This window comes from Neptuniibacter caesariensis (assembly GCF_000153345.1).
GTDB lineage: Bacteria > Pseudomonadota > Gammaproteobacteria > Pseudomonadales > Balneatricaceae > Neptuniibacter > Neptuniibacter caesariensis.
The window spans coordinates 251,143-273,869 of the sequence record NZ_CH724126.1 but is presented as its reverse complement, the minus strand read 5'-3'; the positions used below and the strand labels follow the sequence as shown (position 1 = coordinate 273,869).

25 protein-coding genes are annotated in these 22,727 nt (G+C 47.2%); 17 read left to right on the top strand and 8 right to left on the bottom strand.

Annotation, left to right across the window (positions count from 1 at the left end; translation table 11 throughout):
- Window positions 1–53 precede the first annotated feature (53 nt).
- The 5 genes from aroE to MED92_RS10995 all read right to left on the bottom strand — a co-directional run bounded on the left by aroE (window position 54) and on the right by MED92_RS10995 (window position 4,800).
- On the bottom strand, window positions 54–881 hold the full coding sequence (gene aroE / locus MED92_RS11015; RefSeq protein ID WP_007021620.1) for a shikimate dehydrogenase: 828 nt from the start codon (window positions 879–881) through the stop codon (window positions 54–56).
- Window positions 882–914: 33 nt separating this feature from the next.
- Entirely contained in the window at window positions 915–1,829 is a 915-nt protein-coding gene (gene hemF, locus MED92_RS11010; RefSeq protein WP_007021619.1) for an oxygen-dependent coproporphyrinogen oxidase, read from the bottom strand.
- A 21-nt stretch (window positions 1,830–1,850) separates the two neighbouring features.
- On the bottom strand, window positions 1,851–2,426 hold the full coding sequence (tsaC, locus tag MED92_RS11005) for an L-threonylcarbamoyladenylate synthase type 1 TsaC (RefSeq protein ID WP_007021618.1): 576 nt from the start codon (window positions 2,424–2,426) through the stop codon (window positions 1,851–1,853).
- Window positions 2,427–2,635: 209 nt separating this feature from the next.
- Window positions 2,636–3,757 carry a DNA-processing protein DprA gene (gene dprA / locus MED92_RS11000; protein ID WP_007021617.1) on the bottom strand — a complete coding sequence of 374 codons (1,122 nt, stop codon included), beginning with the start codon at window positions 3,755–3,757 and terminating at the stop codon, window positions 2,636–2,638.
- Window positions 3,758–3,774: 17 nt separating this feature from the next.
- The gene (locus tag MED92_RS10995) at window positions 3,775–4,800 is read right to left on the bottom strand and encodes a LysM peptidoglycan-binding domain-containing protein (protein WP_007021616.1); all 1,026 of its coding nucleotides are present in this window, start codon (window positions 4,798–4,800) and stop codon (window positions 3,775–3,777) included.
- Between the two features lie 252 nt (window positions 4,801–5,052).
- On the opposite strand from MED92_RS10995, the gene def reads away from it, so the two are divergent.
- From def to gmhB, 9 genes are all read left to right on the top strand, one after another.
- The gene (gene def, locus MED92_RS10990; RefSeq protein ID WP_007021615.1) at window positions 5,053–5,568 is read left to right on the top strand and encodes a peptide deformylase; all 516 of its coding nucleotides are present in this window, start codon (window positions 5,053–5,055) and stop codon (window positions 5,566–5,568) included.
- Window positions 5,569–5,638: 70 nt separating this feature from the next.
- Window positions 5,639–6,583 carry a methionyl-tRNA formyltransferase gene (gene fmt / locus MED92_RS10985; protein WP_007021614.1) on the top strand — a complete coding sequence of 315 codons (945 nt, stop codon included), beginning with the start codon at window positions 5,639–5,641 and terminating at the stop codon, window positions 6,581–6,583.
- Window positions 6,584–6,587: 4 nt separating this feature from the next.
- Window positions 6,588–7,886 carry a 16S rRNA (cytosine(967)-C(5))-methyltransferase RsmB gene (gene rsmB, locus MED92_RS10980; RefSeq protein ID WP_007021613.1) on the top strand — a complete coding sequence of 433 codons (1,299 nt, stop codon included), beginning with the start codon at window positions 6,588–6,590 and terminating at the stop codon, window positions 7,884–7,886.
- Window positions 7,887–7,939: 53 nt separating this feature from the next.
- Window positions 7,940–9,316: a Trk system potassium transporter TrkA gene (gene trkA / locus MED92_RS10975; protein WP_007021612.1), complete on the top strand. Its 1,377-nt coding sequence runs from the start codon at window positions 7,940–7,942 to the stop codon at window positions 9,314–9,316.
- Window positions 9,317–9,331: 15 nt separating this feature from the next.
- Window positions 9,332–10,780 (top strand): TrkH family potassium uptake protein, encoded by a 1,449-nt coding sequence (locus MED92_RS10970; RefSeq protein WP_007021611.1) that lies wholly within the window; start codon window positions 9,332–9,334, stop codon window positions 10,778–10,780.
- Between the two features lie 45 nt (window positions 10,781–10,825).
- On the top strand, window positions 10,826–11,272 hold the full coding sequence (locus MED92_RS10965) for a YtoQ family protein (protein ID WP_007021610.1): 447 nt from the start codon (window positions 10,826–10,828) through the stop codon (window positions 11,270–11,272).
- Between the two features lie 214 nt (window positions 11,273–11,486).
- Window positions 11,487–12,446, top strand: a complete 960-nt coding sequence (gene glyQ / locus MED92_RS10960) for a glycine--tRNA ligase subunit alpha (protein ID WP_007021609.1) — start codon at window positions 11,487–11,489, stop codon at window positions 12,444–12,446.
- Window positions 12,446–14,494: a glycine--tRNA ligase subunit beta gene (gene glyS, locus MED92_RS10955; RefSeq protein WP_007021608.1), complete on the top strand. Its 2,049-nt coding sequence runs from the start codon at window positions 12,446–12,448 to the stop codon at window positions 14,492–14,494. Before glyQ ends, glyS begins: the two co-directional genes overlap by 1 nt.
- 99 nt (window positions 14,495–14,593) lie before the next feature.
- Window positions 14,594–15,151 carry a D-glycero-beta-D-manno-heptose 1,7-bisphosphate 7-phosphatase gene (gene gmhB, locus MED92_RS10950; protein ID WP_007021607.1) on the top strand — a complete coding sequence of 186 codons (558 nt, stop codon included), beginning with the start codon at window positions 14,594–14,596 and terminating at the stop codon, window positions 15,149–15,151.
- A 108-nt stretch (window positions 15,152–15,259) separates the two neighbouring features.
- Here the strand turns inward: gmhB and MED92_RS10945 are convergent, their stop codons facing one another.
- The 3 genes from MED92_RS10945 to MED92_RS10935 are packed head-to-tail and all read right to left on the bottom strand — an operon-like array spanning window position 15,260 to window position 17,184.
- Complete coding sequence (locus MED92_RS10945; RefSeq protein ID WP_007021606.1) at window positions 15,260–15,967, bottom strand: hypothetical protein; 708 nt, start codon at window positions 15,965–15,967, stop codon at window positions 15,260–15,262.
- Between the two features lie 12 nt (window positions 15,968–15,979).
- Entirely contained in the window at window positions 15,980–16,711 is a 732-nt protein-coding gene (locus MED92_RS10940) for a HupE/UreJ family protein (protein ID WP_007021605.1), read from the bottom strand.
- Window positions 16,712–16,755: 44 nt separating this feature from the next.
- A complete protein-coding gene (locus MED92_RS10935; protein WP_007021604.1) occupies window positions 16,756–17,184 on the bottom strand; it encodes a hypothetical protein in 429 nt (142 codons plus the stop codon).
- 212 nt (window positions 17,185–17,396) lie between these two features.
- Here MED92_RS10935 and MED92_RS10930 point away from each other — a divergent pair, with 212 nt between their 5' ends.
- The 8 genes from MED92_RS10930 to MED92_RS10895 all read left to right on the top strand — a co-directional run bounded on the left by MED92_RS10930 (window position 17,397) and on the right by MED92_RS10895 (window position 22,568).
- Complete coding sequence (locus MED92_RS10930) at window positions 17,397–18,107, top strand: glutathione S-transferase family protein (protein WP_007021603.1); 711 nt, start codon at window positions 17,397–17,399, stop codon at window positions 18,105–18,107.
- Between the two features lie 109 nt (window positions 18,108–18,216).
- Window positions 18,217–18,777 (top strand): RNA polymerase sigma factor SigZ, encoded by a 561-nt coding sequence (gene sigZ, locus MED92_RS10925; protein ID WP_007021602.1) that lies wholly within the window; start codon window positions 18,217–18,219, stop codon window positions 18,775–18,777.
- Between the two features lie 150 nt (window positions 18,778–18,927).
- Window positions 18,928–19,386, top strand: a complete 459-nt coding sequence (locus MED92_RS10920) for a c-type cytochrome (protein WP_007021601.1) — start codon at window positions 18,928–18,930, stop codon at window positions 19,384–19,386.
- A gap of 67 nt (window positions 19,387–19,453) precedes the next feature.
- Window positions 19,454–20,143 (top strand): cytochrome b/b6 domain-containing protein, encoded by a 690-nt coding sequence (locus MED92_RS10915; RefSeq protein ID WP_007021600.1) that lies wholly within the window; start codon window positions 19,454–19,456, stop codon window positions 20,141–20,143.
- Window positions 20,144–20,382: 239 nt separating this feature from the next.
- Complete coding sequence (locus MED92_RS10910; RefSeq protein ID WP_007021599.1) at window positions 20,383–21,012, top strand: LysE family translocator; 630 nt, start codon at window positions 20,383–20,385, stop codon at window positions 21,010–21,012.
- Between the two features lie 41 nt (window positions 21,013–21,053).
- On the top strand, window positions 21,054–21,683 hold the full coding sequence (locus MED92_RS10905; RefSeq protein WP_007021598.1) for a class I SAM-dependent methyltransferase: 630 nt from the start codon (window positions 21,054–21,056) through the stop codon (window positions 21,681–21,683).
- A gap of 15 nt (window positions 21,684–21,698) precedes the next feature.
- Window positions 21,699–22,172: a GNAT family N-acetyltransferase gene (locus MED92_RS10900; RefSeq protein ID WP_007021597.1), complete on the top strand. Its 474-nt coding sequence runs from the start codon at window positions 21,699–21,701 to the stop codon at window positions 22,170–22,172.
- Window positions 22,173–22,211: 39 nt separating this feature from the next.
- Window positions 22,212–22,568 carry a VOC family protein gene (locus MED92_RS10895; RefSeq protein ID WP_007021596.1) on the top strand — a complete coding sequence of 119 codons (357 nt, stop codon included), beginning with the start codon at window positions 22,212–22,214 and terminating at the stop codon, window positions 22,566–22,568.
- Window positions 22,569–22,727 lie beyond the last annotated feature (159 nt).

Genomic DNA, 22,727 nt, shown 5'->3' with positions numbered 1-22,727 from the left:
GTGGATGCAAGCCGACTTTATGAAATGAACTTAAGGTTACAGTTGTTTTAAAATCAAGCAGTTAATGCTTCTCTGATCTGCTTGATAACCGCTTGCGAGTCAGGCTCAACACCGCGCCAGATAAGGAAAGACTGTGCGGCTTGTTCAACCAGCATACCTAGTCCGTCAATCGCTTTTTCTGCACAATTATCCTGCGCCCAAAGGCAAAAAGCAGTAGGCTCAGCACTGTACATCATGTCGTAGCACCAGCCGCCTTTCGCCAAAATTCCTTCAGGCAATGGAGGTACTTCGCCCTGAAGGCTTGCTGCCGTACCATTAATGATAAGGTCAAAACATTGACCCTCCAATGTATCGTACCCCGTACCGGTTACCTCACCCAGATCTGCTGCTAAAGTTGCTAGCTCTTCAGCTTTAGATGCGGTTCGATTGGCAATCACTAACCTGGCAGGTTTTTGCTCGAGTACTGGTTGCAAAACCCCACGTACTGCACCGCCTGCGCCTAGAATCAACACACGTTTACCTGCGATCTCACCGCCATTGTTACGTACGATATCGCGAACCATACCTATACCATCGGTGTTATCCCCACAGATACGCTCCTGATCATCCCTGTATAGCGTATTGACTGCGCCAGCAAGCTTTGCCCTTGGGCTGAGTACTTCAGCTAACTCCCAGGCCTCCTGCTTAAAAGGTATGGTGATATTCAGACCACGACCATTGTCAGATAGAAAGCGCTCGACGTTTTCGGCAAATTCATTTTCAGCAACACAGATCGCTTCATAGGTCAGATCCTGAGCTGTACTTTCAGCAAACGCAGCATGGATCTGCGGTGATTTTGAATGCTTAATGGGGTTGCCAAACACCGCATAACGATCAGTCATTTCAGATACATCCTTTACATTGCCTTTAAAATGTTAAACTTCAAGCCAGTTACGCGGTTTTAAATATCGCTCGTATAACACCGCTTCTTCAGTTCCATCTTCTGGTTTCCAGTCGTAGCCCCAACGGACCTCAGGAGGTAACGACATAAGAATCGACTCGGTACGGCCACCTGATTGCAAACCAAACAGCGTGCCTCGATCAAACACCAGATTAAATTCAACATAACGACCACGGCGATGTAGCTGAAAATCTCGCTGGCGCTCGCCATATTCTTTATCTTTATTCTTCTCAATGATCGGCAGATAAGCTTTAGTGTAGGCATTACCAATGGATTGCATCAGCGCAAAGCTCTTCTCAAAACCAAGCTCATTCAAATCATCAAAGAAAAGACCGCCAACACCTCGAGGCTCATCGCGATGCTTCAGATAGAAATATTCATCGCACCACTCTTTAAAGCGGGGGTATATATCTTCGCCAAAAGGATCGCATGCTTCTTTAGCGGTTTCGTGCCAAAACTTACAATCTTCATCATTACCGTAGTAGGGCGTCAGATCAAAACCTCCGCCAAACCACCAAACCGGTTCCTCGCCCTCTTTTTCGGCAATAAAGAAACGGACATTGGCATGGGAAGTAGGAATGTATGGGTTGTGAGGATGAATAACCAATGACACACCCATAGCCTGGAAGCTTCTACCGGCCAGTTCTGGTCGATGAGCCGTTGCAGAACCGGGTAACTTATCACCAAAAACATGGGAGAAATTCACTCCGCCTTTTTCGATGATACTGCCATTATTTAAAACACGAGTGCGCCCTCCACCCCCAGCTTCACGTTGCCAGGCATCCTCAATAAATTTCCCACCGCCATCAGCTTGCTCTAATGCATCACAGATAGCATCCTGCAACCCCAAAAGGTACTCTTTTACTGCTTCAATATTTGGTGCGGACATAGTATTCACTCACATATAAATTCAGGCACGAACTAATCTGTCGGATTTAAGATCACGGATTTGAGTTGGCTGTGCTGAATCTCCTAACTCTCCATGAAGAAGATAATCTATTTTTTCACCGAAGTAAGTCTTCACTCTCAGCGAATCCCTTGCTGGTTCATGCGCAGCAGGGTTGGCTGAAGTTGATACAATAAATGAACCATACGCTTCGGTGAGATTTCTAACACTAGAGTGAGCACTCACCCTCACAGCAACAGCAGAATAATCTCCCTTAATCCAAGCCGGAATACGATTCTTTTTATCAGGCAAAATCCAGGTAAATGGGCCAGGCCAGTTAGCGGTTACTTTGTCATATTCGTCCTGGCTCAAATCCTCAAGCAAAAAGTCGATCTGAGACAGATTTGCAGCCACTAAAACCAGCCCTTTATGCATTGGGCGACGCTTAATATCTAATAACTTTAAAACAGCATCTTCATTATAAGGGTCGCAACCTAACCCCCATACAGCTTCAGTTGGGTAGGCGATAACACCACCCTGTCGGATAGCACGAACAGACTGATGAATATGCCACCAGTCAGCATTATTAATTGAGCTCATGATAATTTAACTTTGTGATGGAGCACGTTGTGTAGGTCAGACATATTAAGCTAAAACGGAAACCTGACCTAAACGAACAATACCTTTGACAGTGCTCTGATGTTTATAGTTTAAGAGGTCAGAACACTAAATGTTCAATCGCTATATTTCAACTACCGTAAAGTCCCAGAATTCAGGCAAATTAGAACTCAATAGTCTTAAAATCGGCTTCAAGACCGGACATAACCTGACGAAGTTTGGCTAATCATGCCTTTCAACTCCAATTCGACGAGCATTGAACTCAGTTTGGCAACGCTCAAGCCAGAGCGCTGACTTATTTGATCAACACTGCAGATCTCGAACCCCATGCATTGCAAGAGCGAACCCAGCTCCGAATCTACCTGATATTCAGGCTCGCTAGCGCTATCTTCATCCTTTGCAGGCGCAATAGCACCCAATAAACTGCCCAGTTCTCTGACAATATCAGCGCCTGATTCCACCAGCACAGCCCCTTCTCTGATTAACTGATGACAACCTTTGCTAAGCGGATTATTCAATGGGCCCGGGATAGCAAATACTTCTCTATTCTGTTCCATAGCCATCCTGGCGGTTATCAACGATCCACTTCTTAAAGCCGCTTCCACAACGAGAATCCCCAGGCTCATACCGCTAATAATCCGATTCCTGCGCGGAAAGTGTGACGCCAAAGGGGCTGTACCAGGAAAGAATTCACTCACCCAGGCCCCTTTATTAGAGAGGATACTCTCAGCTAGCGACTGATTCCGGCTAGGATAAATCCGATCAACCCCCGTCCCCAGCACAGCAATCGTTGGTCGTTTAGACTTCACAGCAGCCATATGTGCAGCTGCATCAACCCCCAAGGCCAGCCCCGAGTTAATGACAAAACCACTTTCAGACAGATACTCGGCCATAGTCGCCGCTTGCCCCAAGCCTGTCACAGAAGCGCTGCGGCTGCCTACAACACCGATTTGAGGAAGGTTAAGGCAAGATACTTCTCCTTTAACAAAAAGTACTGGGGGAGGATCGGTAAGCTCTCTGAGTAGGGTAGGGTAAGCAGGGTCAGTAATCGCAAGGATGCTATGATCATCAGCCGCGCCACGCCAATTTAAGGCAAGTTCAACACGTTCAGAAACCAGGCAATTACGAGAACCGCATTGATAGTTATTGAGTGCGTTAAGTGTAGATTTTTTAAGACCTAACCGTTGCCAGTCGGATAACGACGAATTGAAGAGCTTTTCGGGAGTCCATCCATGATCCCATAAACGCTTAATCGACGCAGGCCCCAGATCGGGGAGAGCAGCAACGGCGATCCAGTCCCTTGGATCGCCCATATTGTTTGTTTCCTTACTTAAGGTTCTCTGATTTCATCACCAATCGATACAACATCGGAGCTCTGCATAATCAGGCCGTAACTGACTTTTTCAAAAACTTTGAAAACCATCAATTCACCTGAGCGCTCCTGAGGCAACCGAAGCATCTCTTTCGTAACCGGATCCTTGATCAGTTCACCACGACGATAGATCGAAAAAACATGACCGGATTCAATGCCTTCACGCGCACCGCGGTTAAGAGCTACTACGTTGAACTGCCCGCCATCACGCACACCGCCTAGGACCGAGAGTATTTTACCCTCAACCCCTTCCGGAGAAGGCTTAGGATAGAAAATCGATTGAATTCGAATCTCTTCTGTAGGAACGACGCGATCCAGAACTCTGGTTTCTTTATTGGATTTGCGAATATCCAGTGTAATAACGTCAGCACCCTGAGCACTCACATCAGCATCGGCTATTTTTAGCAACTCGTAGCCTAAGAACTCTTCGGTATCTGGGTCTACGTATTCATTGGCCGCACGGTAGATACCTTGACGGCGCTGCTCTTCTAATAAGGTTCCACGAGCATAAATACGGTCGCCTGCACCAGCGATAATACGCTCGCGCTCTCCCCCTAGTACATAAGGAGCTTCTTTTAACAGGTCTTCAGACAACACTCGGTTATCATTCAGGAAACTGATGATATCGCGTAGAGGAATCGCCGGAATCGGCTGCTCAAGCGGAGAGGTTCTCGCTCGGGGGTAGATTCCGTCTTTCTTCAGACCCAGACGAGGCTTACCATTTACCCATGTCAGGTAGATCACGTCGCCAGGATAGATAAGGTGAGGGTTATCAACCTGAGGATTCACCCCCCATACCTCTGGCCATTTCCATGGGCTTTTTAAAAAGCGCCCTGAAATGTGCCAAAGTGTGTCACCTTTTACGACGACATATTCCTGTGGGTGATCATCACGAAGCAGCAGCGTATCCTTTCGGGTTTCAGCTGAAACCGAGGTAGCAAGGACCGCCATCAGAATGAACAAACCGCTTAACAATTTTTTCATGTCCAGTTCCCTTACTTGCTTCTCTCAGATTTTTTATATGAGTTGAAGCAACGACAATGCATTGAGCGTTCTAATCAGTATAATAGGCAGATTAAAATTTTTCGCTATTGTTCTCGAATTTATGTTTCGGCTAACGGCCTGAAAAATCGAGCTAATATTGTAGGTATCTGCTTTATAAAGCCTAACTTAGCACGTGTGAGTTAATTATTCACAGGCAATAGCTTCCTGAAACAACTTAAATAGATGTAAATCATGGCCAAACTGACCATTCTTGAATATCCCGATCCGCGACTCAGAACCATTGCTGAACCTGTTTCTGAAGTGACCGATGAGATCCGTGCTCAAATCGATGATATGTTCGAAACAATGTACGCAGCACCCGGCATTGGTCTGGCTGCTACTCAGGTCAATATTCATAAGCGCATTGTAACAATGGATATCTCTGACGATCAGAATGAACCGCTTGTTCTGATTAACCCTGAGTTTGAAGTCATCGACGAAGAGCTGCACAAATATCAGGAAGGCTGCCTCTCCGTACCGGGCTTCTACGAAGATGTGAAACGTCCACAGAAGATCAAGTTGAAAGCGCTTGATTACAATGGCGAAGCTTATGAACTTGAAGCTGAAGGCCTGCTTGCCGTATGTATTCAGCACGAGCTTGATCATCTTAATGGCAAGCTGTTTGTCGATTACCTTTCGATGCTCAAGCGCAATCGAATCAAAGGCAAACTAGAGAAAATTCATAAGCAGCAGGAAAAGCACGCTTAATTCCATCTGATTTCGTACACAGGCTTGCGAGGTTTACCCGCAAGCCTGTTTTGTTTTGGAGAGACCCACCATGTCCACAAAACCCCTGCGTATTATCTTCGCCGGCACCCCCGATTTTGCTGCAGAAAGCTTGCGTGCACTGCTGAACACAGAGCATGAAGTGATCGCGGTTTACACTCAGCCGGATAAAAAGGGCAAACGTAAGAATCAGATGGCACCACGCCCGGTAAAAGACCTGGCCGTAGAAAACAACATTCCGGTTTTTCAGCCTCATAGCCTCAAAGATGAAGATGAGCAGTTAGCACTTACAAACCTGAAAGCCGATATAATGGTTGTTGTTGCTTACGGTATGCTATTACCCAAAGCCATACTTGATACCCCTCGCCTGGGGTGCATCAACGTCCACGGGTCTATTCTGCCACGCTGGCGCGGTGCAGCTCCGGTTGAGCGCTCAATGCTCGAAGGGGACCAGGAAACAGGGGTTACCATTATGCAGATGGATGAAGGTCTGGATACGGGTGATATGCTACATAAAGTATTCACACCCATCTCTCAGGCTGACACCGCCGCCAGCCTGTTTGAACGTCTGGCAGTGATTGGATCTGAAGCGTTGGTAGAGACGTTAACCCAACTACAAAACGGTACGGCTCAGCCTGAGAAACAAGACGATTCACTGGCCACTTATGCTGCTAAATTGCGTAAAGAAGAGGGCCAGATTAACTGGCAAGAGCCTGCATCACGTATAGATCTGCAGATCCGGACCCTGAGCCCTCGTGTTGCAGTAACGTTTAAATTGGGTGATGAGGCAGTCAAACTCTTAAGCTGCGAACCAGTAGATCAATCCGGTCAACCTGGCGAGATCCTGCCCTCTGATAAGAAGAGCATCGTTGTGGCCTGCGGTGAAGGGGCAATCAAAATCACTCAGTTGCAACTTCCAGGTAAGAAAGCGATGGATGCTGCAGCCGTGCTCAACTCTAAAAGAGAGCAATTCAGCCCCGGTGTCAGCTTAGGTTAACGCTATGACGAAAAATATCCGTACTCTGGCCGCTCAAGCACTGACGCCTTTATTGCAAAACAAAGGCTCTTTGAACACAAAGTATCCCGCAATTGAGCGCCGTTGCGCCGATAAAGACCGCGGCCTGCTTCGCGAGCTCTGCTACGGCACATTGCGCTACTACCCCCAATTGAACAGAGTCCTTCAGCTCCTGCAAAACCGGCCTTTTAAGTATAAGGATATTGATGTTCGCGCTTTGGCATTGGTGGGCCTGTATCAGATACAGCACACACGGATTCCCGCCCACGCAGCCATTCACGAAACCGTAGAGGCTTGCAAAGAACTTAATAAACCAGGAGCGGCAAAACTGCTCAATGCGATCCTGAGACGCTTCCAGCGCGAACAGGACGATATCACCAGCGAACTTAAGGGTGAGGATAGCTACCTATACAACCACTCCGAGTGGATGATCGCCAAGCTAAAGAACAACTGGCCAGATCATTGGCAGGCGATCCTCGAAGCAAACAATGAACAAGCCCCGCTGACCCTGAGGGTCAATCGTCGCTCAATCAGCCGTGAAGAGTTCCAGCAGCAACTTAACCCCGTGATTGACTCTGATCCAACGGTCTTCAGTGATCAGGGACTGCGCCTGGCAGAATCAGTCAATGTTGAATCGCTGCCCGGTTATCAAGTCGGCGCGTTTAGCGTTCAGGATGAGGCCGCTCAGCTCTCTGCTGATCTTCTTGACCTTAAACCGCAGCAGAGGGTGCTCGACGCCTGTGCTGCACCTGGAGGCAAGTTGTGTCACATTCTGGAATCAGAACCTAAGCTTGCATCAGTCGAAGCGGTAGAACTTGAAGCCAAGCGGGCAGAGCGCATAGAAGAAAACCTTAAGCGTTTACGCCTAAAAGCAACTCTGCACATCGGCGATGCCTCTGAGCAGTCCTGGTGGGATGGAGACCTTTATGATCGCATCCTGCTTGATGCTCCGTGTTCTGCAACCGGCGTAATCCGTCGAAACCCGGATATTAAATTCCTCCGCAAAGGCGAAGATATCCATGAATTGGCACAAATTCAGTCGGATATTTTAGCGAACTGCTGGGCCATGCTAAAACCGGGCGGCAAACTGCTGTATGCCACTTGTTCCATATTCCCGCAGGAAAATGAGCGTCAGATTAAGCGCTTTATCAGCAACAACAGCGATGCAAAACATCTGGCTATCGATGCCAGCTGGGGTATCGAAAGAGAGTTTGGTCGTCAGCTATTCCCAGAAAAAGGCGGCCATGATGGTTTCTACTATGCACTGTTGGAAAAAACAGAGTAAGCTCCCTGTAAAGGGATCAACTTAAGTTATCCAGCAGCAGTAAAAGGCTGATCATGAAGATCATTATTTTAGGTGCCGGTCAGGTTGGCGGCACACTGGCAGAAAACCTGGCCAGTGAAGATAACGATATTACAGTTGTAGACACCGATTCCGGTCGTTTACGTGAACTTCAGGACCGACTCGATATCCGTACGATTGAGGGTAAAGCATCCTACCCATCCGTTCTTGATCAAGCGGGCGCCCAAGACGCCGACATGCTCATCGCGGTAACCAATTCCGATGAAGTTAACATGATCGCCTGCCAGATAGGCCAGACGCTGTTCAACACCCCGACCAAGATTGCCCGTGTCCGCGAGCATGACTACCTTAATAAAAACCAGAAGATCTTCGGCGAAAAAGGCATCCCGATTGATGTAAGAATCAGCCCGGAATTATTGGTAACTAAGCATATCAAGCGCCTGATTCAGCACCCGGGTGCGCTTCAGGTTCTCGACTTTGCCGATGGTAAAGCTCAGCTTGTCGCGGTCAAAGCTTATTATGGGGGCCCGCTTGTAGGACGCGAAATCTCCTACCTACGCGCCCATATGCCTAATGTCGACACCCGTGTTGCGGCAATTTTCCGTAGTGGCAGCCCGATCATTCCGCAGGGTGATACCGTCATAGAAGCCGATGACGAAGTCTTCTTTATCGCTGCACGTAAAGATATTCGTGCGGTAATGAGTGAACTTCGCCGTCTCGATAATCCCTACAAGCGTATTCTGATCGCTGGCGGCGGTAATATCGGTGCGCGACTTGCTGAATCGATTGAAGATGACTTTCAGGTCAAAATCATCGAACGGAATATCAAACGTTGCAACCACCTGGCACGCAACCTGGACAACACCATTGTTCTGCAAGGCAGTGCTTCTGACCGTGAACTGCTGATTGAAGAAAACATCGAGGATACCGATGTTTTCTGCGCCCTGACCAATGACGATGAAGCAAACATCATGGCCTCAATGCTCGCTAAACGTCAGGGGGCTCGCACAGTGATGACCCTGATCAACAACCCTGCCTACGTCGATCTCGTGCAGGGCGGGGCAATTGATATTGCTATTTCACCCCAGCAAACCACCATAGGCGCATTGTTAACCCACGTACGACGTGGTGACGTCGTCGCCGTTCACTCATTGCGCAGGGGCGCTGCAGAAGCGTTAGAGGCGGTTGCTCACGGAGATAAGTCTTCGTCTAAGGTGGTCGGTAAAACCATTGAGGAGATCAACCTGCCTCCAGGTACCACTATCGGTGCTATCGTACGTAACGACGAGGTATTGATTGCCCATGATGATGTGGTTGTTGAAAGCGGGGACCACGTCATTCTGTTCCTGGTCGACAAACGAAGAATTAATGACGTTGAGCGCCTGTTCCAGGTTGGCCTGACTTTCTTCTGATAACGGACACAGCAGATGCACTATAAAGTTATTTTACGCATTCTTGGCATATTGCTGATGATCTTCAGCATATCCATGCTGCCACCGTTAGCTATCTCTTTCTTTTATGATGACGGGGCAGAGCTGGCCTTTATTGCCGGATTCCTGATCACACTGATGACCGGCTTCTTTATCTGGATTCCGGTATATCGGGTTCGACAGGATCTACGAACGCGTGACGGGTTCCTGATCACCGTTTTGTTCTGGACTGTACTGGGGCTTTTCGGGGCCTTTCCGTTCATGCTAACCGACCAGCCCCATCTCACCTTTGTTGATGCTGTGTTCGAGTCGCTATCCGGGCTAACAACGACCGGAGCTACGGTAATAACCGGCATTGACCATCTGCCCAAATCGATTCTCTTCTACCGTCAGGAACTGCAATGGCTGGGCGGCATGGGAATCATTGTATTAGCCGTCGCCATTCTGCCTATGCTGGGCATCGGGGGCATGCAGCTGTATCGCGCTGAGACGCCTGGGCCGGTGAAAGACTCTAAACTCACCCCGCGTATTACCGAAACGGCCAAAGCACTGTGGTATATCTATCTGTCACTTACTATCGCCTGTGCTGCCGGTTACTGGCTCGCAGGCATGAGTCTGTTTGATGCGATTAGCCATAGCTTTTCTACCGTTGCCATCGGTGGTTTCTCTACGCATGACGCTAGTATTGGCTACTTTGATTCGGTGGCAATCGAGCTGATCTGTATCTTCTTCATGACCATTTCAGCGGTGAACTTTGGTTTGCACTTTTTTGCCTGGCGCCAACGCTCGCTTAAGCACTACCTGATGGACCCCGAATTCCGTTTTTACCTGCTAACACTAGGCGGAATTACCATCATCGCACTGTTTGCCCTGGTGATTACTAATACCTACAGCCCTGATGAGTCGTTGCGAAAGGCAGCCTTCATGGTGGTTTCCATTGCAACAACCACCGGCTTTGCAACAGCTGACTTTGCACACTGGCCAGTAATGTTGCCATTCCTGCTTTTCGTAGCAGCCTTTGCCGGCGGCTGCGCGGGTTCAACCGGTGGTGGTATGAAAGTGATTCGAGTTCTGCTGATCCTTAAGCAAGGCTACCGTGAGATTCAGCGCTTGGTTCACCCCAATGCCATCATCCCGGTCAAACTAGGCAAGAAGCCCATTTCAGACAAAGTGCTAGAAGCCGTTTGGGGTTTCTTCTCGGTTTACATGATCGTATTCGTAACCATGCTGATCATTCTCCTGGCAACAGGCCTGGATCAGGTCACGGCATGGTCAGCAGTCGGGGCGACACTAAACAACCTTGGCCCAGGGCTGGGAGATGTATCCGCACATTATGGCGACCTCAATGAACCCGCCAAGTGGGTTCTGTGTTTTGCCATGCTGCTAGGGCGCCTTGAGGTATTTACCCTACTGGTACTGTTTACGCCAATTTTCTGGAAACGATAAAGCAGGCTGCAGACCTGCATACACAACAAATTTGAGAGCCTAATCATGCGATACACTGTTTATCTATCAGGTGAAATTCACACCGACTGGCGCGACAAAATCAAAAAAGCCATCAACCAAAATGGCCTGCCCATTGATGTTTTAACCCCTAATACCGATCACGATTCCAGTGACGGCTGCGCAACCGAGATCCTTGGCCCTGAAGAGAAGAACTTCTGGACTGACCATAAATCAGCGAAGATGAATACCATGCGTCACATGACCGCCATAAAGCGCGCTGATATTGTGATCGTCCGCTTTGGCGACAAATATCGTCAATGGAATGCGGCTTTTGATGCAGGCTTCGCTATCGCGAACGGCAAGTCGCTAATTGTTGAGCACGCACCTGAGCTCACCCACCCTCTTAAAGAGATCGATGCTTGCGCACATGCTGTTGCTGAGAATACAGAGCAAGTCATCGAGACCCTGAAATACCTCTGTCTGGATTACTAAACTGCTTTTTCCAGCTTCTACGGTGGGCAGATACTCTTTCTGCCCACGATTTCTATAAAAAATCCCATTTAATCGTACTTTCACCCCCGTTCCAGACACCGGCTGGTCATTTTTTGTTGTATAATTGCCGGCTAATTTTTCGGGCTAATACAGTGCTGCTCATTAGCGATTCCGCTGAATAACCAAGCAGCACATTTGTAAAAGGTGAAACGCTGTGACTGACAAGGCGACCCCAGACGTAAGCACATTTCAGGGGCTGATCCTTGCTCTACAGGAATACTGGGCAGAGCAGGGCTGTGTAATCGTACAACCACTGGACATGGAGGTAGGTGCTGGCACCTTCCATCCTGCGACTTTCCTACGCGCAATTGGACCTGAGACATGGCGCTCTGCATACGTGCAGCCTAGCCGTCGTCCAACGGATGGCCGTTACGGTGAAAACCCTAACCGTCTGCAGCACTACTACCAGTTCCAGGTTGTACTTAAGCCATCTCCTGACAACATTCAGGAGCTATACCTCGGCTCTCTAGAGCGCATGGGTATCGATCTTGGTATTCACGACGTCCGCTTCGTAGAAGACAACTGGGAGTCTCCAACACTAGGTGCCTGGGGTCTGGGCTGGGAAGTATGGCTAAACGGCATGGAAGTAACTCAGTTTACCTACTTCCAGCAAGCCGGTGGCCTTGAGTGTTACCCAGTGACAGGTGAGATCACTTACGGTCTTGAGCGTATTGCGATGTACCTTCAGGGCGTAGACAGCGTTTACGATCTCACATGGGCGGTTAACCCAGACGGTTCTAAAGTGACTTACGGTGACGTATTCCACCAGAACGAAGTCGAGCAATCCACGTTCAACTTTGAGCACGCAAACGTTGAAGAACTATTCAAAACCTTCGACAACTGCGAAGCTGAGTGCAACAAGCTACTAAGCCTGGAAACTCCGCTACCGCTTCCAGCATACGAGCAGGTACTCAAAGCGTCTCACACGTTCAACCTTTTAGATGCGCGTCATGCGATCTCTGTAACAGAGCGTCAGCGCTTTATCCTTCGTGTTCGTACACTAGCCCGTGAAGTCGCACACGCATACTTTAATGCCCGTAAAGAACTAGGTTTCCCACTGGCACCTGAAGCCCTACGCCAAGAAGTTCTGGCTAACTGCGAGGAGAGCAAATAATGGCACAACATGATTTTCTCGTTGAGCTAGGTACCGAAGAGTTACCACCAAAAGCGCTTAAGACCCTTTCTGATGCTTTCACATCTGGCATTACTGCAGGTTTGAAAGAAGCAGGCGTAAACTTTGGCGATGTAAAAAGCTACGCATCTCCACGCCGCCTGGCTGTTTTGATCAGCGCGCTGGACGACAAACAGGCTGACCGCGAAATCGAAAAACGCGGCCCTTCTGTAAAAGCGCCAGAAAAAGCGGTAGAAGGCTTTGCTCGTTCTTGCGGCGTGACTATCGATCAACTCGAAAAGATCGATACCAACAAAGGTGAGTACTACAACTTCAAGAACACGGAAGAGGGCAAAGCGACATCTTCTTTGCTACCTGAACTTGTAGAAACATCTCTGAACAAATTACCGATCCCTAAGCGCATGCGGTGGGGTGCATCTCGTGTTGAGTTCGTTCGCCCGGTTCACTGGCTGGTCATGCTCTTCGGTGACGAAGTTGTAGATTGTGAAATCCTTGGTTTGACTTCAGGTCGTAAGACTCGCGGTCACCGTTTCCACTACAACCAAGAGATCGAACTGATCGCGCCATCTGAGTACGCTGATCGTCTAGAGAACCCGGGTATGGTAATCGCTGATTACGACATCCGTAAGGCGATGATCAACGAGCAAGTTAAAGCAGAAGGCGATAAGCTGAATGCCGTTGCGCAGATCGACGAAGACCTGCTTGATGAAGTGACAGCACTTAACGAATGGCCAGTTGCACTCACAGGCCGCTTCGAAGAACGCTTCCTAGAAGTACCAGCACAAGCGCTCATCTCTTCAATGAAAGAGCATCAGAAGTACTTCCACCACCTGGATGCTAATGGCAACCTACTGCCTAACTTCACTACGATCTGCAACATTGTTTCTAAAGATCCACAGCAGGTAATTGAAGGCAACGAAAAAGTGATTCGTCCACGCCTATCTGATGCGGCGTTCTTCTTCGAAACTGACAAAAAGACCACCCTGGAATCTCGTGTCGAAAAACTAAAAACCATTGTCTTCCAGAAAGACCTTGGCACGGTTTACGACAAAGCTGCTCGCATTAGCGCACTATCAGGCAAGATCGCTGCGACCCTAAATCAGGATCAAGCGAAAGCCGAACGTGCTGGCCTACTTTGTAAAACAGACCTTCTTACAGACATGGTTTACGAATTCACAGACCTACAAGGTTTGATGGGTTACCACTATGCGCTGAATGACGGCGAAGATCAGGATGTAGCTCTTGCTCAAAACGAGCAGTACATGCCGCGCTTTGCCGGTGATGAACTGCCTCAGACAGCCCCTGGTGTCGCTGTAGCTATTGCTGACCGCCTGGATACCCTGACAGGTCTGTTCGGTATCAATCAGCCACCTACAGGCTCCAAAGACCCGTTCGCACTACGTCGTGCAGCGCTAGGCGTACTTCGTATTATCGTTGAGCGCGAACTGGATCTGGATCTGCGTGAACTGCTAACGATCGCTGCTAACAACCATAACGATCTTCCTGCACGTGAAGGCCTTGAAGATAAGGTCTTGGACTTCATGCTAGAGCGTTTCCGCGCGTGGTACGAAGATGCAGATATCAATGCTGAAGTATTCTTATCTGTTCTGGCGCTTAAGCCAAGTCGCCCACTGGACTTCGATCGTCGCGTCAAAGCGGTGAACCACTTCCGCTCTCTAGCCGAAGCCGAAGCACTCGCTGCTGCTAACAAGCGTGTATCTAACATCCTAAGCAAGCAGGGCGTAACAGGCACGACCGATGTGAATAACGAACTGCTAACTGAAGCTGCTGAGAAAGCACTTGCTGCCGACATCGAAGCTCAGAAAGCTGCGCTAGCGCCACTATTTGCTGAAGGCAAATATCAAGAAGCGCTTGAGTCACTTGCAGGTCTTCGCGCATCGACTGACGCCTTCTTCGAAGACGTCATGGTCATGGCAGAAGATGAAGCCGTTAAGAACAACCGCCTGGCCCTGCTCAGTCAGCTTCGCGCATTGTTCCTGGGTGTCGCTGACATTTCAGTACTCGGCTAAACTCATCCGATCCGATACAATACAAGCCGGCTTCATAGCCGGCTTTTTTTGTTTCACGTGAAACACTTTGAATTCATATAGCCCAGAACTGTGAATATAATGCCTGCGAAAATCGACCCAAAAAAACTTATCATCTTGGACAGGGATGGCGTGATCAACCAGGACTCTGACGATTACGTTAAGTCAGCCGAGGAATGGATTCCAATTCCAGGTAGCATTGAAGCGATCGCAAAGCTTTACAAAAACGGGTACACGATCTGTATTGCAACAAATCAATCAGGACTCGCCAGAGGCTACTTCAGCACAAGCACTCTCGACGCAATGCACGCCAAACTTAACGGACTTGTAGAAGCAGCAGGCGGCAGAATCCACTCAATAGAATTTTGCCCGCATGGCCCAGATGACAATTGCGAGTGCAGAAAGCCACTTCCAGGCATGTTCAAATCCATCGCCGACAAATTTAATCTAGCCGACCTCACTGGCGTTTATACCGTAGGGGACAGTCTTCGCGATCTCCAAGCAGGCAAACAACTGAATTGTTCAACCGTACTAGTAAAGACGGGAAAAGGGGTGCGAACCATCCAGAGCGGCAAACAGCTTCCTGAGGGCACAGCTATTTATAACGACCTAAGTGAATTTGTTAGCGCTATGGTCTAGCAAATAAACCAAACACGTTTCACATGAAACATAGATAGGTCGTGACAAAAAAGGTTTCACGTGAAACAAAAAAGCCCGCATGAAAGCGGGCTTTTCTGTGGCTGTAAGCTAAAGCACTCGCTCTAAGAAAGCATAATCACCTTCGACATTAAGCGTAATTTTAACTTCTTCCTTGGTCCGATTTCTCCAGAACCAACCGTGCTTACCATCAAAAGCTGCCTTAAGAACACCTTGATCCGATGGTTGAAAACGACCTTTACCATAGCCGTGATAAAAGCCTTTCGGAGCGTTAAATGGATCACCATGTGTGTCGAAATTAACCTTACCGCCATTAGCAGTCCAGCTAAATTTAACTTCAGCATCCTTTAGCATCTCAAGCTTAATTTCAGCCGGCTGGCCAGGTTTAAGCCTAAAGCTCACTGTATGAGATGGAAGAGGCTCAGCTGCCACCTGAGGCTGAGCTGAAGGCGCTTGAGGGGCTTCTACCACAACTACAGGGTTGTTCTGCGCAGCATGCAGTTGAGCAACAGGCGCCGACTCTGATGGCTTAGCCGGGGCGACAGATAAAGGGGTATTGTTAGCTTCAGCATCTAACTTAGCATCAGCCAACGCCTCTTCAGCTAATTGCTCCTTAATCTCACCCATCTCTGTTAGACCGAGGACACGACCTATACCGATGGGATCGATAGCATACTCCGCTGGCATCACAACCGTAACGAGAATCACCAGAGATGCAATCAGAGCGATGATGGTTGAACGAATAAGTTGACCACTGGATGGTAATGTTTGTGTATCTGAAATATTAGAGTTGTACATAATTGAAACCTTTTACACTGAAACCACATAACCGGTAATTTGAAGCCCCATTAGCAAGAAGCCGCAGAACATCATTATTACGTTGGCACTATAAGCATGACGATAGAACGCACCAGAGCAACGCCAGAACCCCATCAGAATGAGAATGAAGCTAAGTGCTAAAAGCTGCCCAAGCTCTACCCCGATGTTAAAGGCCACCAGATTAGTAAGTAGTCCATCTTCAGATATTTCAAAATCCTGAATCTTTGTCGCCAATCCAAAACCATGAATGAGACCAAACAACAAAGTCGCTAAGCGAGTATCGGGCTGATAATTAAACCAACGCTGGAAAGCACCAAGGTTATCTAATGCTTTATAAACCACAGAGAAACCAATAATGGCATCAACGATATAGGCACTAACACTCACACCATTCAGCACACCATATAACAAAGTTACAGAGTGGCCGACAGCGAAGAGCGTCACATACAGTCCAACATCTTTAAGCCGGTAGAGAAAGAATATAACCCCGAATAAGAACAACAGATGATCGTATCCAGTGACCATGTGTTTAGCCCCGAGGTAGATAAAAGGGATAAATAAAACACCGCTGCTCTCCTGGATATATCCTTTATCCCCTTGAGCAACACCGTGTGCGAATACCTGCTCCAAGCCTACTAAGTAAAGCAGTACAACAGCAAGCATTAATAAACCTATTCGTGACAGACGAGCACGATTCGTCATGCCAACTAATAAACTAGTCATTATTAATAGCTCTTTTTAACAATTTAAATACAAAGAAATTGAATCTAGGCGTTAAAGCGAGGCGGGCGTTCGATGCGGTAAAGCGGAGAAGTTAACGGAGAAAAATGATAAAGGTCGATACTCGAGGAGGGTAAAGGCTCAATCACCGGAGAGAAGATAACAGCTCCCTGGGGAGTATCGTGAACATGGTCAGGCATCTGGCTGAGGTGCTCATGGTAGATACCTGCAAATTGGTGAAAACTCTGAGCGTTATCTCTTAAGTCGTGGCTATGTCCATCGCCATGGTCATGCTCGTGCTGATTAGCAACGGGATGATTTGATTCATAAACAGCAAACGACACAGACGACAAGTGACCCAACTGTGTGAAAAACATCACCAGCAGAAGCGTCAAGCATAAGCGTTGTTTAGTCGTTGCAGTCATTGATATCAGTGTAAGTTTAATAAGAAACAAATCATAAATCGCTGCCATCATAATCGGTGATCAATCACTGATCAATAATATGAGATCTAAAGTATCGTGTTTCATGGCCGCATTGGAACCAAGGTAGGACCTGAACAAAGGAAACGGGTTCAATGAATATCAATAATAATTAAAAAAGCTTAGAGAAATGTGCGTCTTTTAAAAAGCGACAACGTCTTTATAGGTAGAACTTGAAATCAATATCAACCTATAAAGGAGATAACATGCTGCAGGTTATCAGCTTTACCATCTGCCCATTTGTTCAAAGAGTAACGGCGCTACTTGAAGCCAAACAGATTCCCTATCAGGTTAAATACATCAGCCTTAAAGATAAGCCGGAATGGTTTTTAGAACTATCACCGCATGGTCAGGTGCCTGTTCTCGTCACAGAAAAAGGTACCGCCATATTCGAATCAGAAGCGATCGTTGAATATATTGCAGAGCTCTATCCAAACGAATCAGAAGCGCTCTCAGCAGAAGAAAGAGCAAAGGAGAGGGCATGGGGTTACCTGGCAGCTAAACACTATCTGACGCAATGCAGCGCACAGAGAAGTGGAGACTATGACACTTTGATAAGCCGTCAGGCCAAACTGAACAAAGCCTTTTCAGCTATCGAAAGAGCTAAAGGCGATCTGCCTTTTTTCAATAGCGAAGAGCCTGGCTGGGTAGATGTCGCTTGGCTACCCCTCTTGCACAGAGCGGGCATCATTAAGCAGTACAGTGGTTATGACTTCCTGAAGGAATTTCCTAAACTAAGACAATGGCAACAGAACCTTATTGCATCAGGATTAACCAATAGATCAGTAGCGGACAACTTTGAAGATAAATTCACAGAATTCTATCTATCAAAAGATACCTATTTGGGTAACGGTTGTTGTGATAGTTCAGCCAACAGCAAACTAGATACTCACTGCGCAAAAGGAAATTGCTGCTAATAAGCTAATTAATAAATAAGGGTGCACAGGTAAGGCACGCCCTTAAGGAACCTGTTAATAAGCCTGAGTCGTTCAGGACTTGTTCGCAGGTTCCTCAATGGAAAACCCAATGAAAATAGAAAAAATATGGCAGGCTTACAGTGACAACCTTAAACAATATCTGGATGCCCGGCTGTATAACAAAGCGGATGTTGATGACCTGCTCCAGGAGATCCTGATAAAAACTCATAAGCAGATCAATACGCTGGAGACTAATGAAAAGTTACTACCCTGGTTATACAAAATTACCCAACATACTCTGATCGATCACTACCGAAAAAAAGCGAAGCAATCAGAACACCCTAGAGAAGAAGACCTCTGGTATTCGGAGCAGGGTGACCAACAGAATCAACAAACAGAACTTACTATGAGTGCCTGTGTGCTTCCCTTTGTTGAACAGCTCCCTAAAAGCACAGCTTACCTCATCAAATCGGTCGATATTGAAGGACGCTCTCAAAAGGAACTGGCAGCGGAACTGTCGATCAGTTACTCCGGGCTTAAATCCCGAGTGCAGAGGGGGAGAAAGGCATTACGACTGCTCTTTGAATCTTGCTGTCATCTTGAGTTTGATCGTTATGGAAACGTGATCGACTACGAGCCAAAAACTAAACACTGCCAGCGCCACTGCTAAACCCTATATTCCCTGCAGTCAAATCAGAGATTCCATTTACAAAACTTTACGTCTCGAACTTACAACATTAGCTGTTATCAATATAAGGCGATGCTATGATGCGTTAAGGTGAAGTCAAATGCTGAAATAACTCAGTGAGGGAAGTGAGCAATGAAGCAACTAGCGAAGATCGCAATCTGTTCTGCAGTGCTGGCAACAGCCTCTGCGCCGACGATGGCAGAAGCATTTAAAGATGAGATCAAAGCCCGACAGGGATACTACCAGGTCATTAAATATAACTTTGGCGTTCTTGGTGCCATGGTTAAAGGCAAAAAAGATTATGATGCAGACACTGCAACAACAGCAGCAAACAACATCTACAATCTGAGTAAACTGAATAATGGGATGCTCTGGCCTAAAGGTTCAGATAACAGCCAACTCGATACCACAAAAGCTAAGCCGGGCATCTGGGAAAACTTTGACGATGTTAAGCAGAAACATGGTAACTGGCAAAAGGCGGTCAAGACACTGGCAGGTGAGGCTGGCAATGGTCTAAGCTCACTGAAGAAAAGTTTCGGCCCAGTCGGTAAATCCTGTAAGTCCTGTCATGATGAATACAAAGCGAAATAAGCAATTCTGACAGAACGACTAAGGCCTCATTTGAGGCCTTTTATTTGCGCATAAGAGTCATAGCCTCATGAACACAATGATTAAAGTCTGGGATATCCCAACCCGTCTGTTCCACTGGTCACTGGTTATTTTGTTTATCTTTATGATTGTCAGTGGTGAAAGTGATGACTTAATGGAGTGGCACTTTTATGCGGGCTACCTGTTAACAGGACTCATCAGTTTTAGGTTAATTTGGGGTTTCCTTGGCACACGCTATGCTCGTTTTAGTGAATTTAATCTAGGCCCGGCTACCGTTATCAGATACACATTAGGGTTACTTAAAGCAGAACATAAACCCTATTACGGCCATACACCACCGGGGAGTGTCATGATCATTCTTTTGATCGGGCTACTCACCCTACAGCTGATTACCGGAATGCTATCTACCGACGATATTATCTGGAACGGTCCCTTTTATAACTCTGTCAGTGAAAGCACTGCTGAGCTTGCCGGTGAGATCCATGAAACGGTTCAGGGGCTTCTACAAATATTAGTGGGACTACATGTACTAGCCATCATTCTGTACAAGGTAAAGTTTAAAGAAGCACTGGTGCCGGCCATGCTTCATGGTAAAAAGACGAAACACACTGAGTCCTTAAATGAATCAAACGGGGTAGCTTCAGACAATAACCGTGAAGCCACCAGCTGGATAAAACTGTTACTCAGTGCAATACCCGCAGCAGGTTTGAGCTACTGGCTATTTACTCTACCTATCTAAACCTAACAGAGTGAGTTAACACTTACCCTCAAATACATCATCCCAAACCTAAGATCCCGCTGTCTGAGAGGCAATAGCTAAAAGGGCGTTATTAGCTATTACATTCACAACTAAGCTATAGTGCTCAGGAAGTTGAATCACCAAGCTATAGCTATTCATCCAAGAAGTGCGTCCAGCTTAGAAAGCCTCAAAGGCGGTAATGAGCACTTCAGTCGAAAGCCGTAACAGAGAATAAAACGATGACAGTAGAAATCTGGTTCTATTACGTAATTGCTGTACTGATCTTAACCGCATCGCCGGGGCCCAGCTCACTGCTGTGTATGACCAAGGGTGTACGCTTTGGCATGCAGAAAGGGCTGTACACTGCACTGGGTAGCTTGTCCGCAATCACAATTATTCTCTCGCTTTCGTTTACCGGTTTGGGTGTGATTATTGCCTCATCGGAACTTATATTTACACTGATTAAGTGGTTGGGCGCTGGGTACCTTATCTATTTAGGTATTAAATCATTCACATCAAAACAAGAAACATACGAGGCGAGCAGGGCTGATATCCATCAAGGGCCCACATGGAGCTCTCACTACCTGAACGGATTCATTGTTGGAGCGAGCAATCCAAAAGCCATCGTATTCTTTACCGCACTGTTTCCCCAGTTTATCGATCCATCCGCAAACCTGTTCAACCAGTACTTAGTTTTTGCCAGTACTTTTGTGGTTATGGAACTGTCCTGGCTGATGTTTTACACCTACCTGGGCGCTAAATCGTCACGATGGCTATTAGCAGAGGGGCGAGCGAAACTGTTTAACAGATTAACCGGTGGGGTATTTGTGAGCGCTGGTGCTTTACTCTCAACCGCAAGCAAAAATTAGCATTTGCACATTAAAGGCTAGAGGTAAGGGAATATCTGATCATGAGTCAATCTGACAAGTTCTGGGACAGTAAAGCAGAAGGATACGCTAAAAGCCCGGTATCTGACCAAGCCACCTACGAAAGGAAGCTCAAAGAAACGCAACAGTACCTCAGCCCTGAAATGCAGATACTGGAGTTTGGTTGTGGAACAGGATCCACAGCGGTCCAGCATGCTCCACACGTCAAACATATTGATGCTATCGACATATCGGAGCAGATGCTCTCAATAGCCAGGAGCAGAGCGGAACAGTCTTGTGTGAAGAACATAACGTTTAGCCTGGGTACTCTGGAAGATTTCTCCGCAGCTTCAGAAAGTCAGGATGCCGTATTAGGCCTGAATGTAATCCATCTGATCCCCGATCGGCAGAGCGTACTTAAAGAGGTCGCGAGAATTCTCAAACCGGGGGGAATCTTTGTCAGTAGCACCGGTTGCCTTGGAAATTCCTATCTGCGCTTTATTAAACTCTTAGTCCCACTTGGAAAACGCCTCGGTTTAATGCCCGATATATTTATTATCTCAGAAGCTGAACTCGCCGTAGAAATCAAAGCAGCCGGCTTTGAAATAGAACATCAATGGCATCATGGGATGGATGATGTAGATGTATTCATCATTGCCCGGAAGATCAGCTGAACTAGCAGTGACAAAATGAAGATCCAAAACTACAGCGCAGATTTTGCTGAGCAAATTGCAGAACTATTCTTTGCATCAGTACATAACATTGATAACTCAATGTATAACCCGGCGCAGAGGCAGGTCTGGGCTCCAGAGCCAATCGACTACATCGCCTGGACAAAACGCCTCGAGAAAAAACAGCCGTTTATAGCATTAATCAACGAACGACTTGCGGGGTTTATAGAACTGGATCCGGATGGACATATTGATTGCTGCTATACCCACCCTGAATATCAGCACAGGGGAGTAGCCACGGCCTTGTATGCACATCTTGAAACCGTGGCAAAGAGCAGGGGAATGAACCATCTCTATGTTGAAGCCTCGCTCGTAGCAAAGCCATTCTTTGAAAAACAAGGGTTCACGCTGATCAAAGAAAACCAGATAGAGCGCAACGGTGTCATCCTTTGTAACTTTACCATGGAGAAGTGGATCAGTGAGCACAAATAACTCTGAAGAACCTCTTCAGAAAAAGACAGGGACAGCAATATGAAGATGAATTACTTTGTTTTTGGTACCAATGATATGCAGAAAGCGGTGACCTTCTACGATCAGCTCTTTATCGATCAGGGGTTGAATAAAGTGCATGACCAAGGACGAATGACCTTATGGGTAGGCGAGGGGTTTATGTTTGCACTTGCTGAACCCTTCGATGGTGAGCCAGCCAGTGTAGGTAATGGCACAATGCTGGGAATCAACCTCAAGTCAGCAAGCGAGGTGGATGAGATTCATAAGAGGGCACTGGATCTGGGCGGTGTCAGCGAGGGAGAGCCCAAAGTAAGATCAGGCCGATATTCTGCTTATTTTCGCGATCTGGATGGCAATAAACTCTGTATTTATGAATAGCACCTCAAGTGCGAAAGCTGACACCTCCTACTGACTTATCCAGAACGGAAGTAAGTACTTACATCAGGCCAACTATTCCTTACGGATAAGATCATAAGATTAAGCGGGAAAAGCTAAATATCCTTGTGACATCAAGTTCGGTTGGTATATCTTCACGAA

What these genes read in the sequence shown, in the direction of transcription:
- MED92_RS10920 (WP_007021601.1), top strand. Translation starts at nt 18,928, where the DNA reads ATGAAGCAACTAGCGAAGATCGCAATCTGTTCTGCAGTGCTGGCAACA.
- dprA (WP_007021617.1), bottom strand. Translation starts at nt 3,757, where the DNA reads ATGGGCGATCCAAGGGACTGGATCGCCGTTGCTGCTCTCCCCGATCTG.
- MED92_RS10970 (WP_007021611.1), top strand. Translation starts at nt 9,332, where the DNA reads ATGCACTATAAAGTTATTTTACGCATTCTTGGCATATTGCTGATGATC.
- MED92_RS10900 (WP_007021597.1), top strand. Translation starts at nt 21,699, where the DNA reads ATGAAGATCCAAAACTACAGCGCAGATTTTGCTGAGCAAATTGCAGAA.
- gmhB (WP_007021607.1), top strand. Translation starts at nt 14,594, where the DNA reads ATGCCTGCGAAAATCGACCCAAAAAAACTTATCATCTTGGACAGGGAT.
- glyS (WP_007021608.1), top strand. Translation starts at nt 12,446, where the DNA reads ATGGCACAACATGATTTTCTCGTTGAGCTAGGTACCGAAGAGTTACCA.
- sigZ (WP_007021602.1), top strand. Translation starts at nt 18,217, where the DNA reads ATGAAAATAGAAAAAATATGGCAGGCTTACAGTGACAACCTTAAACAA.
- MED92_RS10940 (WP_007021605.1), bottom strand. Translation starts at nt 16,711, where the DNA reads ATGACTAGTTTATTAGTTGGCATGACGAATCGTGCTCGTCTGTCACGA.
- MED92_RS10930 (WP_007021603.1), top strand. Translation starts at nt 17,397, where the DNA reads ATGCTGCAGGTTATCAGCTTTACCATCTGCCCATTTGTTCAAAGAGTA.
- MED92_RS10935 (WP_007021604.1), bottom strand. Translation starts at nt 17,184, where the DNA reads ATGATGGCAGCGATTTATGATTTGTTTCTTATTAAACTTACACTGATA.
- hemF (WP_007021619.1), bottom strand. Translation starts at nt 1,829, where the DNA reads ATGTCCGCACCAAATATTGAAGCAGTAAAAGAGTACCTTTTGGGGTTG.
- def (WP_007021615.1), top strand. Translation starts at nt 5,053, where the DNA reads ATGGCCAAACTGACCATTCTTGAATATCCCGATCCGCGACTCAGAACC.
- aroE (WP_007021620.1), bottom strand. Translation starts at nt 881, where the DNA reads ATGACTGATCGTTATGCGGTGTTTGGCAACCCCATTAAGCATTCAAAA.
- MED92_RS10995 (WP_007021616.1), bottom strand. Translation starts at nt 4,800, where the DNA reads ATGAAAAAATTGTTAAGCGGTTTGTTCATTCTGATGGCGGTCCTTGCT.
- MED92_RS10965 (WP_007021610.1), top strand. Translation starts at nt 10,826, where the DNA reads ATGCGATACACTGTTTATCTATCAGGTGAAATTCACACCGACTGGCGC.
- MED92_RS10905 (WP_007021598.1), top strand. Translation starts at nt 21,054, where the DNA reads ATGAGTCAATCTGACAAGTTCTGGGACAGTAAAGCAGAAGGATACGCT.
- MED92_RS10915 (WP_007021600.1), top strand. Translation starts at nt 19,454, where the DNA reads ATGAACACAATGATTAAAGTCTGGGATATCCCAACCCGTCTGTTCCAC.
- trkA (WP_007021612.1), top strand. Translation starts at nt 7,940, where the DNA reads ATGAAGATCATTATTTTAGGTGCCGGTCAGGTTGGCGGCACACTGGCA.
- fmt (WP_007021614.1), top strand. Translation starts at nt 5,639, where the DNA reads ATGTCCACAAAACCCCTGCGTATTATCTTCGCCGGCACCCCCGATTTT.
- MED92_RS10910 (WP_007021599.1), top strand. Translation starts at nt 20,383, where the DNA reads ATGACAGTAGAAATCTGGTTCTATTACGTAATTGCTGTACTGATCTTA.
- MED92_RS10945 (WP_007021606.1), bottom strand. Translation starts at nt 15,967, where the DNA reads ATGTACAACTCTAATATTTCAGATACACAAACATTACCATCCAGTGGT.
- MED92_RS10895 (WP_007021596.1), top strand. Translation starts at nt 22,212, where the DNA reads ATGAAGATGAATTACTTTGTTTTTGGTACCAATGATATGCAGAAAGCG.
- rsmB (WP_007021613.1), top strand. Translation starts at nt 6,588, where the DNA reads ATGACGAAAAATATCCGTACTCTGGCCGCTCAAGCACTGACGCCTTTA.
- tsaC (WP_007021618.1), bottom strand. Translation starts at nt 2,426, where the DNA reads ATGAGCTCAATTAATAATGCTGACTGGTGGCATATTCATCAGTCTGTT.